An 11,371-nucleotide genomic window follows, 5' to 3' on the forward strand; every position below is an offset into this window, starting at 1 on the left:
GGGCAGCGAGACGATCGATCACTTGGCGTACGGAGAGATCGCGGCCGCTCACCACACGTAGCGTACGCCCAGCCCGAAGTTCGTCCCACTCAGATCGAGGTCGACGGGGGGATCGCCCGGAGAGACCCACGTCAGATCGAAGTCGTCGAGCCGCAGAGTCCGATAAGCCGCGCTACCGACTATGCCTAGGTGGCCGGTGACGACCCGGTCCAGTCGGAGCGACGCCTCGAGGCCGACCGCGCTGTCCGTTCCCGATTGCCGCCAGCTCTCCTCGGTCTCGATGTACCGCCCACTCATGTAACCCGCGCCTGCCCCAACCTCCATGCCGATCCCCGCGACTCCCAGAGGTGATCGCCCGAGGAGCAGGACGTAGCCTCCGCTCAACTCGATCTTCGCGCGAAACGCGCCGCCGGCGCTGCGTCCGGACGCGCTTCCCTGCGCCATCTGGAAGCCCGCCGTGACACCAACGTGGGGTGCGAAGAACAGACTTGCCTCAATGCCTCCCCCCTGGAGAGTGCGAAGGGCGCCGATGTCTCCATCCCACGTGGCATTGATCCATTCGATGTAGTCGTTGAGCCGCCCCAACTCGGGACGGATGACCTGATACTGCCCCGTTACGGCGAACCGTGGGGGGATGTAACCACTGACTGCCGACTTCCTGTCGTCGATCGCCACGGGCGTTTCACCCCATCCAAATGTCGTCTTGGCGCTTCCGGAGGAATAGGCGCCGTCGAGTTTCGTGACCTTGTTGAAGAAGAGCTGCGTGTCGCCAGGCTGGTACGGCTTCATGTCGAATCCGGCATTGACGAGCTTCTGATGGAGCCGCCTCGTGATCTCCGTTGCGCTCGTTCCCCTCTCGAACTCCTCCGTGAGGACGATCTCCTGGCCGCCCTGGGTCGCGGACACCGAGATCGTGACCTTGTTGGTCGTCGTCCCGCCCGTTCCTCCCGAGGCGTCACCCTGTGTCACGAGGATCTGGATCGACCCCGGCCCGTGTGGAGGGAATGTCGTCGGTCGCGCGGGTGTCCGCCCTGTCGGCACCGGCCGGGGGGGGTGGCGTCGGCTTGGGAAGCCTCGGAAGCCGGCCCGTGATCACGGGCGGGGGAGTGGGCTGTGGCGTCCGGCCGGGCGGTGGCGGCGGCACGAAGAAAGCGACAGGCAGCTTCCCATTGAGCGATGTTCCCACCCTCACCTTCTTCACGTTCTTGATCTTTAGACGGGACTTTGCCTGTCCGTCGTCGTGCCGCGGCCCGTCCACGCTGAACCCTTTCTGCCGGAGGGCGTCGGCGAAGTAGGTCGTGACGGCTCGCGCGTGGGATCCCTGGGGAAACGTGTAGGTGAGGACCGTCACGTTTCCGGCGTTGTCCTCCACCTCCACGCGAACCGTGGTGCCCTCTTTGGCATCCAGCTCGCCGTTCGCGTTGCAGAGGACGTTGAACTCGATCTCGACCTCGTTCTCTTGCGTCTCCTCGGCTCGAGGAGCCGGGGGCAGGAGCACGAGCAGCGCGGCGGCGGTACCGAGGATGGTCGGCTTGAGCTTCATGGCGTCACCTCCCGCGGTGGCCCCCCTCCCCCGGCCACCAGGCAGAGGCAGGGATCGTTAGCAACCGGTTGCGTCGCGAGGTGCTGAAGCCAGCGCAGCAGCATCATACCAAATCCACCCGCGTCCCGCTCCATCGCCCGGTCCGTCCGGGCGTCACCGGCCGAGGCGGTTCTCGGGGTCTCAACTTCGACTGAATCCAAGGGCAGGCAAGCGCCGTAGTAGGAGGCAGAAACTGGGGCTAGACCGGATTGACTTCGCCCGAGAAACGGGCGGGCGCGCTGCCTCGCCGCGCCCACCCTACTTCCATCAGTCCCTGAAGAGCGCTCGGAGCGTCCCCCAGGTGGTCGCCCGCGTCGGGACGCTCGGCATCCAGTCGATCACGCGGATCTGATCGATCCAGAAGCGGCAGTCGGGATCGGTGCCCGACGATGTGTTGATCAGGACCCGGTAGAAGTTCCTGTTCGGGTTGCCATGCGCCCGGTCGGCGACGACCTGCGAACCATCAAGCCATGCCGAGTAGGTCCCCGCATCCATGTCGAAGGCCACAAGGATCGGCAAAGGCCGCCCGGTCGGGCAGGGAATCCCCTCGGCCGCCGTCCCGCTCAGATCCGTCAACGTGATCGTGCCGTCGTTCTGCGGCCGAATGCGCAGCAGTGCCTGCCACTGGGCCGGGTAGAGCTCGATGTAGGGCTGGCAACTCTCGCCGACCTGCTCGTACCAGAGATCCATGATGATCACGACGAGGCCGGTCGAGACCGACGCGGTGGGAAGCTCAAAGCCCAAGTTATGCGGGTACGGGACATCCGTGTCGTGAACTTCGAGACACGGGGTCGGGAACGGGGTCGATCGGACGATCGCATCGACCTTGTCGCCAATCCAGGTGGCTTCGCCGATGGCCGTGCCCCCTGTTCCGAGCGGGGCGTCGATCTCCTTGTCGTCGAAGGTGACCGACAAATAGGTCTGATCCGCGCGCGAAGCCCATGGAACGACGACCATGCAGAGAGGGAGGGCGAAAGCGGCAAGGGGGATGCTCCTGATGTGCTTCATGACTCGCGGCCTCCTGTGCGGTAGTGCTCGATCGCCCCGGCGCTCCAGGCCGCGCGACCTGGGCGGGGCCTCGGACTTCGCGCGCCCCACTATCGCGAGACTGCGCTGATGGGTCAAGCAGGATCGCCGATGACGGCGGGGGGGCTACAGTGATCGCGCGCCGCGCGCCCCAGGTCAGTCCCAGATCCCGAGGAACGCCTTTCCATCCTCCGACGCGTGCTTGCGCGGATCCCAGGGAGGCTCCCAGACGAGCTCGATCTTGGCCTTCCGGACACCGGCGGCGCGGCGGACCGCCATCTCCGTCGCGCCGAGGATCTGAGGTCCCATGGGGCACATCTGGCTGGTCAGCGTCATGGTGACCGTGACCTCGCCGGCATCCTGATCGATGCCGATCCCGTAGACGAGGCCGAGATCGAGGATCGACAGACCGAGCTCGGGATCGGTCACGGGGCGCAGAACCTGACGGATCCCATCCTCGGTGATCCGAACGCCGGAGTCGGCCTTCTTCCCGCCCGATTCCCTCACCCGCGCGCCTCCTCCGTTGTGGCCGCGGCGTCCTGCGCGTCCTCTCCACCCCGCTCACGCGCGCGCAGCGACTCGCGAAGAGTCATCCAGGGAAGCATGGCGCACTTGATCCGCACGGGAAACCTGGCCACGCCTCTCAGTGCATCGAGATCCCCGAGATCCAGATCGCCGGCGGGCTCCTCTCCGCGCAGCAGAGCGCGGAACGCCTCGATCAGCCGTTCGGCCTCTCCCCGAGTCCTTCCCGGAAGCAGATCGGCCAGCATCGATCCCGACGCGACGCTGATCGCGCACCCGCGGCTCTTCACCTGGACCTCCCGCACGACGTCGCCATCCATCGCCAGCGCGACGAGCACCTCGTCCCCGCAAACGGGATTGAAGCCGCGGCGCTGCACGTCCGGAGCGGGCAGCGGTTCCCTGCCGCGCGGACTCCGATAGTGATCCAGCACGACATCCCGATAGAGCGCGTCAAGTTCGGCGAACGGCTTCTCCAAAGTAGGATCTCGCCTCCGAAAGGGCCGCGACGAGCGCGTCCACGTCCGCCGCGTCGTTGTAAAGGTAGAAGCTCGCGCGGGCGGTCGCCTGCGCACCGAGCCGTCGCATGAGCGGCTGAGCGCAATGATGCCCCGCCCTGATGGCTACCCCGTTCATGTCAAGGATGGTCGCCAGATCGTGGGGATGGACCGTCGCGTCCGAGAATGAGATCACCCCTGTCCGCTCGGCCGGCGACCGAGGGCCGTGAATCTGGAGTCCTCCGATCGCCGACAGCCTCTCGAACGCATAGCCGGTCAGCTCGATCTCGTGCGCGCGGATCGCATCCATGCCGATGGACTCGAGGTAGTCGAGCGCAGCTCCGAATCCGACGACTCCCGCGATGTTCGGCGTGCCGGCCTCGAATTTCCACGGGATCTCGTTCCAGGTGGCCGCATCGAGCGTGACCTCCCGGATCATCTCCCCGCCCCCGAGGAACGGCTCCGCCTCCTCCAAGAGATCGGGCCGGGCCCAGAGGACGCCAACGCCGGTAGGACCCAGCATCTTGTGCGCCGAGAAGGCAAGGAAGTCGACGCCGAGATCGCGTAGATCGATCGGCAGGTGCGGCACGCTCTGCGCTCCGTCCAGCAGGACCGGGACTCCGCGCGCTCGGGCGATCGAGACGATCCTCGTGATCGGGTTGATCGTGCCGAGGACGTTCGAGGCATGCGTCAGGGCGAGGATGCGCGTCCTCGGCCCGATCAGGTCTTCGAGCCGATCGAGGATCAGATGCCCTTCATCGTCGATCGGAACATGCCTGAGAACCGCTCCCGCCCGCCTGGCGATCATGATCCAGGGGACCAGATTGCTGTGATGCTCCATCTCCGTGAGGAGGATCTCGTCGCCCGGCCGGAGCCGGGGCTCGACCCAGGCTCGCGCGGCAAGGTTGATCGCCTCGGTGGCGTTGCGCGTGAATACCACTCCCCGCGGGTCGTCGGCACCGATCATGCGGGCGACGCGCGCGCGCGCGGCTTCGTAGGCCTCGGTCGCCTCCTCGGCGAGCTTGTGGATTCCTCGGTGCACGTTGGCGTTCGACCGAGCGTAGTAATCGGCGAGCGCGTCGATGACGACCTGGGGCTTCTGCGTCGTCGCGGCGCTGTCGAGATAGACGAGCGGTCGCCCGTTCACCTCGCGCCGCAGGATCGGGAAGTCGCCGCGTATCCGCGCCACGTCCAGCGAAGCCGCCGTCGGGCCGCCGCCGGCCTCGAGCCTCCCGTCCCTACGCGTCGAGGCCGACATAGACGTGATCTCCGATCACCTTGGTCGGGAAGGCCCGAACCGGCGCGATCGCCGGCATGCGGAGGGCCACCCCCGAGCGGATGTCGAACCGGGCGCCGTGACGCGGGCACTCGATGGCCATCTCATCGATCCTCTGCGCGTCCAGCGGACTCTGGTCGTGGGAGCAAACGTCCTCGATGGCGTAGAACTCCCCGCCGGCGTTGCACACGACGACCCTATCTTGCCCGATCGTGACGGCGCGGCACTCCCCTGCGGGAATCTCATCCGTGCGGATCGCCTGCGTGTATGCCGTGCTCATGGCCTCGTGATCTCCGCCGCGCGCGCGGCGAGCTCGCCCATGATGGTTTCGGTTTCATCGCTGCCGAGATGGCTCAGCGTCTCCTCGAGGAATCCGAGGATGACCATCTCCGTCGCCTTCGCCCGCGAGAGGCCCCGGCTCTCTAGGTAGAAGAGCTGGTCCTCGTCGATGGGACCCGCCGTCGCGCCGTGCTTGCATCTCACCTCATCGGTCAGGATCTCGAGTTCGGGAATCGACTCGGCTCTGCAGCCGTCGGACAGAAGGAGGTTCCTGTTCTCCTGGAAGGCCTCGCAATACGGGGCCTCCTCGGCGATGCGGATGAGCCCGGTGTAGGCCGAGCGCGCGCGGCCCCCGAGAACCACCCGGAGGTTGATGTCGCTGTGGGTCCGGGCGACACGATGGTCATGGACCGTGTGATGGTCCGCCCTCTGCGCCCCGTCGCACAGGACGAAGCCCGACATGCGGCTCTCGGCTCCCTCTCCGTCCATCAGAACGCCGAGATCCGCCTTGTACAATCCTCCGCCGATCGAGGCGATCGCCGTCCGCAGACTTGCATCTCGCCCTAGCCGCGCCCGGAAGGTCGCGTGGGCGACCGCTCCTCGTCCGAGCCGCTGAAGCCTCACGTAGCGGACCCGGGCTCCTTCCCCGACGAAGAGCTCGGTCACCATGCTGGCCCACGACGACTCTCGGCCGTCCGGCCCGCGCGACTCGTCCACGATCGTCGCTTCGGCGCCCTCCTCGACCAGGATCAGATGCCGGAAGGCGCGGAAGGAGCCCCGCGGCGGCGCGCTGATCAGGCGGATCGGATCCTCGATCCGGACTCCGCCAGGCAGATGGACGAAGTGCCCCGCGCTCCATGCTGCCATGTTCAGGGCTTCCGGCTTTCCGAAGACGGACGGGACCAGCGCGCCCAGCTTCTCGCGAACGAGCGTGTGGTCCTCGCGGATCGCGTCGACCAAGGGGATGGCGATCGCGCCCGCGCGGCGGGCCGACTCGGAGAGGACGACTTCGGCTGACGCCCGAGGCTCCACTGACGCCCGAGGGATGAGCGCGGCTTCCGGCAAGAGCGCGGCCGGGTCCGTGTAGCGCCAGAGGTGGCGCGCCCGATCGGGCATCGGAAGCCCGTCGTGGATCTTCCATGCCTCCTCGCGCGAGCGCTTGAGCCACTCCGAACCGCTCCCGATCGGACCGGCGTTCCCTCCCGACCCGCCGCTCGCCGACCCCACGGCGCTCGAACCTTCCCGCGCCTCCTCCCGGATCATGCGTTCTCCGGTCATCCGACCGATCCCTCCAGCTCCATCTCGATGAGCCGATTGAGTTCCACCGCGTACTCCATCGGCAGCTCCTTCGTGAACGCCTCGATGAACCCGTTCACGATCAGCGTGCGCGCGGACTGCTCGCTCAAACCCCGGCTCATCAGGTAGAAGATCTGCTCGTCCCCGATCCTGCTCACGCGCGCCTCGTGCTCCATCCGGACATCGTCCTCCTCGATCTCCATCGTGGGGTAGGTGTCGGAGCGGGAGATCGAATCGAGGATCAACGCGTCGCACTGGACGGAGACCTTGCAGTTCGTGGCCCCTTTGTGGACCTTGGCCAGGCCTCGGTAGGAGGAGCGGCCTCCGTCCTTGGAGATCGACTTGGACGTCACGGTGCTGCTCGTGTTCGGGGCTGCGTGGATTACCTTGGCGCCTGCGTCCTGATGCTGCCCCTTCCCCGCGAAGGCGACCGAGAGGATCTCGCCCCGCGCGCCCTCGCCTGCGAGGTAGACGCAGGGGTACTTCATCGTGAGGCGCGAGCCGATGTTCCCGTCGACCCACTCGACGACCGCGTTCCTGTGCGCGACCGCCCGCTTGGTCACGAGGTTGTAGATGTTGTTCGACCAGTTCTGGATCGTCGTGTACCGGATGTAGGCTCCCTCCATGGCGATCAGCTCGACGACGGCCGAGTGGAGCGAGTCGGTGGAGTAGACGGGGGCAGTGCATCCCTCGATGTAGTGCACCCTCGATCCCCGGTCCGCGATGATCAGCGTCCTCTCGAACTGCCCCATCTTCTCGGCGTTGATGCGGAAGTAGGCTTGCAGCGGCATCTCGACCTTCGTGTCGGGCGGCACGTAGATGAACGAGCCCCCCGACCAGACGGCGCTGTTGAGCGCGGCGAACTTGTTGTCCTTCGGAGGGATCACGGTCGCGAAGTAGCGCTCGACGATCTCCGGGTGCTCGCGCAGGCCGCTGTCCATGTCCATGAAAAGGACGCCCTGCTTGGTGAGATTCTCCTGGACGGAGTGATACACGACCTCCGACTCGTATTGGGCCGAGACGCCCGCCAGGAACTTCCTCTCGGCCTCCGGGATGCCGAGGCGGTCGAAGGTCTTCTTGATGCCGTCCGGGACATCGTCCCAGGTCCGTCCCCGCTCCTCGATCGGCTTGATGTAGTAGTAGATGTCCTCGAAGTCGATCGACTCGAGTAGCGCCGTGTTTCCCCAGCGGGGCATCGGCTTCTCGAGAAAGGTGTCGAGAGCCTGGTGCCGCAGCCGGCGCATCCAGTCCGGCTCCTTCTTCATCCGCGAGATCATCTCGACCACCTCGTGATCGAGGCCCTTGCGCCCCTTGTGGAAGTACTCTTCGGGGTCGCGGAAGCCCCACTTCTCGGCGTAGTCGCCGCGGATATCCGCTTCCGGACGCGGTCGCCTCGCCTCAGCGGTCGGCGCCTGCGCTACTTGCTTCCTCTCATCCATCGATGGTCACCTCTCGACGCCGGGCCTCTCGGCCTTCGCCGCGGCGCCGTCCGGCACGCTCGTCACGAGGTCCGGGCCGTTACTTTCCTTTTCGATCCAGTCGTATCCGAGCGACTCGAGCTTCCCCACCAGATCGGCCCCTCCCGACTCGACGATCCTCCCCTCCATCAGGACGTGCACCCGGTCGGGCATGACATGGTTGAGGAGGCGCTGGTAGTGGGTGACGAGCAGGACTGCGGAGGCCTGCCCGCAGACCGAGTTGATGCCGTGGGCCACGGTTCGCAGAGCGTCGATGTCGAGGCCCGAGTCGGTCTCGTCCATGAGGGCGACGACCGGCTTGAGCATCGCCATCTGGAGGACCTCGATCCGCTTCTTCTCCCCGCCGGAGAAGCCCTCATTGAGGGAACGTCCTGGGAAGCTCGATTCGACTCCCAGGAGCGCCATCGCCTCGGCCAGCTCCTTGCGGAACTCTCGGATCGGCACGTCCGTTCCGCGGCGGGCGTTCACCGCGGCGCGGATCACATTCGCAACGCTCACGCCCGGAATCGCCACAGGATACTGGAACGCGAGGAAGAGGCCGCGCCGCGCGCGCTCGTCGGCCGGGAGTCCGGTGATCTCCTCCCCCGCGAGCCAGATCCTCCCCTGCGTCAGCTCGTAGGCGGGATTCCCCATGAGGGTGCTCACGAGGGTGCTCTTGCCCGACCCGTTGGGGCCCATCAGGGCGACCTTTTCCCCGGCTCGCAGCTCGAGGCTCACGCCCCTGACGACTTCCTTCCCCTGGACGGCGACATGGACATCCTCGCAGGCGAAGATCGCGCCCTTGCTGTCTGCTTCTCTCATCCCTCTAGGCCTCCTCTGCTTCGCGCGCGCCCTTCACTCCGAGGACGGCGTCGCCTTCCCACTTGCTCCCGAGCCGTTGCCGCGCCGCGTCCTCCGTGGTCACGAGATCGGCGACAGTGACCTTGCCGAGGGCCGAGCGGACGAGATCCTCGACCGCGATCCACAAGGAGCGGACAGAGCAATCCCTCGCGCGAACGCAGACGCGCTCGCTCCCTGTGTAGCTCGCGCAGTTGCGGCGATCGAAGACGGGGCCATCCAGCGCGATGAGGGCATCCGCGAGGCTGATCTCGTCGGCGGGGCGCGCGAGCGTGTAGCCGCCGGTGCGGCCTCGCACGCTGGTCACGATCCCGGCAATCCTTAGCCGGCGCAGAAGCTTCGCCGTATTCGGGATCGGCATCCCCTCCCGCGCGGCGATTTCGGACAGCGTCAGTCCGCGACCGCCACCGTTGCCGCGCGCGAGTTGAATCAGGCACCTGAGCCCGTATTCCTCACCGGCAGTGACTTTCATTGGATCCTCCCGGTTACGCCCCTTGTCGCCGAGTCCATGTGCGCCCCTCTCCTAGCCGCAGTATGCGTAATCTTCACTATATAGTCAATAAATAGTTTCACGCGCCCCGCCGGCCCCTCGTCCTCAACGCATTGCCATGAAATCAAATACGGGGGGCCCTGGCCGTCCACCCAGGCAGGATTCCCTCGGACGCCGCAGGCAGATTGCCCTCGGACGCCACGGAAAGAGCCGCCGCCGGTCCAATCCGGCGACGGCTCAAGGCAAGATCAGCCCGTTTCTGGCTGGCGGGATCCGATCCCGCCTCGCGGGCTCGCCAAGGGGTGGCGGCCTGCGCCGCCTCGCGTCTCTCTAGAAGCGCACCCCCGCGAACAAGAGGAGTATCGAAACCGACTGTTCAGCCTCGAAATCCTCTCCGCGCCCCGAGTAGCCGCTTATCGACACCTCGGTCTCGCCATCGACCTCCGGCTCACCCAAGGAGAGGTACCGGAGACCGAAGACCCCCTTCTGCCCTACGACGATTCCTCCCCCGATGGAGAACCCGAAGCTCGTTCCCATGTCGAAGGTCGTCTCGGAGCTGCCTCTGAAGCAGTTGGAGTATTCGCAGTACTCCAGGTCGAACTCATACTTCGGGAACTTCAGGATGTTCATGCCGACCTGCCCGAACCCAAACATGCTGAAACCGGGCGATGTTTCGGCCTCGTACTTGAGCCCCACCAATATAGGGACATTGTAGTAGGAGCCGACATCGAAGTTGTCGATCTCCGCGCAGACGTATTCCCCGTATTCGCCGAAGCACCATTCCCCCTCGAGCGCATCCTCGATCTCATCCTCATCCACGCCGTTCATGAGGAAGAAGATGCTCCCCGTGACCGACAGCCCCGGCGAGTTGAGGGGGAAGTCCCCCTCAAAACCAATCCCGAGCCCCGTCTTTGCAAGACCCGCGTCCGACCCCGAGTCGTCGCCAAAGTCCCCTTGAGGAAGTGAAAGCCCTCCATACAAGGTGAAGCTCGGCCCCATCCCCATCTCGTCCTGCGCAACAACAGGACCGGCCAATGTGAAGGCCACGAGAAGCGCTAATCCCACTGCCTTCGATCTCATGAGATCCCTCCCCTTCTCAGTACAGGAATCGCTCGCTCAGCCGGAAGCGGACGGCTCGAAACCGCGAGAACGCTCACTTTCAGAAACCTGCGAGGCATCGGGTCGCCGCTTCGGAAGCCCCGCTGATCGCGACACCGCCAAGTGTTTTTCGGCCGCCGCCAGGGAGTGGGATCCGCGAAGGCCTGTCAAGCGGCCGCTTGCGCGCGTACCCCGACGGACTCCCGAAGCCCCGCGCCGCGAACGCGAACATAGCGGGGCGGAGGGAGCCGTCGGGGTCAGCAAGCCTCGCGGTCCGCATGCTCGCTTCGCAAATCGAGTCAAGCGCGTCTGGCCGCGGCGTTTCATGGCTCACCCGTCGACTTCCCCCGGCCGAGCGCCCACCGGAGGAACGGCAACCCTGCGAGCCCGGGGAGCCAGTAGCCGCAGAGCGAGTAAAGGATGCCCACGCTCAAGGAGACGGCGGGGAGCGCATGGCCCGCCATGAGCCGGATCAGCGCGGCGTCCCGCGTTCCCATTCCCGCGATTGTCACGGGAAGGAGCCCCACGAAGATCGCGGCGGGCAACGCCGCGACGACCTGGGCCACGGGGACCGCCACCGACAGCGCGCGGTAGAAGAGCCAGGTCTGCGCGATGCTCGCGGACCAGTTGGCCGCTGCCAGCAGGGCGACGATGAGCAGCAGTCGGGGGCGCTTGGCGAGGACCCGGACCGCCTCGAGGAGTCGGTCAACCTTGAGGCGCAGTCGGGCGGGCACAGGCAAGCGGATCGCGAGGAGTCCCGCCGCGCCGGCCAGACCGAGGCCCAGGACGACTGCCGAGGCGATCGACAGAGCCCGCCATCCAAAGACGAGCGACCCGGCGAGGCAGAAGGCCAGCAGGACGAGAGTATCGACGAGGCGCACGGCAAGAACGGATCCCAGGACCGAGCTCACGGGGAAGCGTCCCCTGAGGAAGTACGCCTTCGCGAGGTCCCCCCCCTTGGACGGCGTGAAGATCGACAGGGTCCAGGACGCC

The 11,371-nt window shown here is 66.3% G+C and carries 12 protein-coding genes and 1 pseudogene; 1 reads left to right on the forward strand and 12 read right to left on the reverse strand.

The window, feature by feature from the left end:
- Positions 1-48: 48 nt before the first annotated feature.
- Entirely contained in the window at positions 49-969 is a 921-nt protein-coding gene (locus FJY88_08435; protein ID MBM3287360.1) for a hypothetical protein, read from the reverse strand.
- A gap of 80 nt (positions 970-1,049) precedes the next feature.
- Between FJY88_08435 and FJY88_08440 the strand changes: the two are divergent.
- Positions 1,050-1,142 (forward strand): annotated as a pseudogene (locus tag FJY88_08440) (RNA-binding protein).
- A gap of 707 nt (positions 1,143-1,849) precedes the next feature.
- On the opposite strand, the gene FJY88_08445 reads toward FJY88_08440, so the two are convergent.
- The 11 genes from FJY88_08445 to FJY88_08495 form a co-directional block, all read right to left on the reverse strand.
- Positions 1,850-2,590 (reverse strand): hypothetical protein, encoded by a 741-nt coding sequence (locus FJY88_08445; protein ID MBM3287361.1) that lies wholly within the window; start codon positions 2,588-2,590, stop codon positions 1,850-1,852.
- 174 nt (positions 2,591-2,764) lie between these two features.
- A complete protein-coding gene (locus tag FJY88_08450) occupies positions 2,765-3,115 on the reverse strand; it encodes a metal-sulfur cluster assembly factor (GenBank protein MBM3287362.1) in 351 nt (116 codons plus the stop codon).
- Positions 3,112-3,702 carry an SUF system NifU family Fe-S cluster assembly protein gene (locus tag FJY88_08455; protein ID MBM3287363.1) on the reverse strand — a complete coding sequence of 197 codons (591 nt, stop codon included), beginning with the start codon at positions 3,700-3,702 and terminating at the stop codon, positions 3,112-3,114. Before FJY88_08455 ends, FJY88_08450 begins: the two co-directional genes overlap by 4 nt.
- Complete coding sequence (locus FJY88_08460; GenBank protein MBM3287364.1) at positions 3,581-4,819, reverse strand: cysteine desulfurase; 1,239 nt, start codon at positions 4,817-4,819, stop codon at positions 3,581-3,583. Before FJY88_08460 ends, FJY88_08455 begins: the two co-directional genes overlap by 122 nt.
- A 43-nt stretch (positions 4,820-4,862) precedes the next feature.
- Positions 4,863-5,180 carry a non-heme iron oxygenase ferredoxin subunit gene (locus tag FJY88_08465; protein ID MBM3287365.1) on the reverse strand — a complete coding sequence of 106 codons (318 nt, stop codon included), beginning with the start codon at positions 5,178-5,180 and terminating at the stop codon, positions 4,863-4,865.
- The gene (gene sufD, locus FJY88_08470) at positions 5,177-6,457 is read right to left on the reverse strand and encodes a Fe-S cluster assembly protein SufD (GenBank protein ID MBM3287366.1); all 1,281 of its coding nucleotides are present in this window, start codon (positions 6,455-6,457) and stop codon (positions 5,177-5,179) included. The genes FJY88_08465 and sufD overlap by 4 nt, the downstream gene beginning before the upstream one ends.
- A complete protein-coding gene (gene sufB / locus FJY88_08475; GenBank protein MBM3287367.1) occupies positions 6,454-7,914 on the reverse strand; it encodes a Fe-S cluster assembly protein SufB in 1,461 nt (486 codons plus the stop codon). Before sufB ends, sufD begins: the two co-directional genes overlap by 4 nt.
- Before the next feature lie 6 nt (positions 7,915-7,920).
- Complete coding sequence (sufC, locus tag FJY88_08480; protein ID MBM3287368.1) at positions 7,921-8,754, reverse strand: Fe-S cluster assembly ATPase SufC; 834 nt, start codon at positions 8,752-8,754, stop codon at positions 7,921-7,923.
- Between the two features lie 4 nt (positions 8,755-8,758).
- Complete coding sequence (locus FJY88_08485) at positions 8,759-9,262, reverse strand: Rrf2 family transcriptional regulator (GenBank protein ID MBM3287369.1); 504 nt, start codon at positions 9,260-9,262, stop codon at positions 8,759-8,761.
- 348 nt (positions 9,263-9,610) lie between these two features.
- Positions 9,611-10,360, reverse strand: a complete 750-nt coding sequence (locus FJY88_08490; GenBank protein MBM3287370.1) for a hypothetical protein — start codon at positions 10,358-10,360, stop codon at positions 9,611-9,613.
- Positions 10,361-10,701: 341 nt separating this feature from the next.
- The coding region (locus tag FJY88_08495) for a flippase-like domain-containing protein (protein MBM3287371.1) at positions 10,702-11,371 on the reverse strand (670 nt) is incomplete at its 5' end.

This window comes from Candidatus Eisenbacteria bacterium (assembly GCA_016867495.1).
In the GTDB taxonomy this organism is placed as follows: domain Bacteria; phylum Eisenbacteria; class RBG-16-71-46; order CAIMUX01; family VGJL01; genus VGJL01.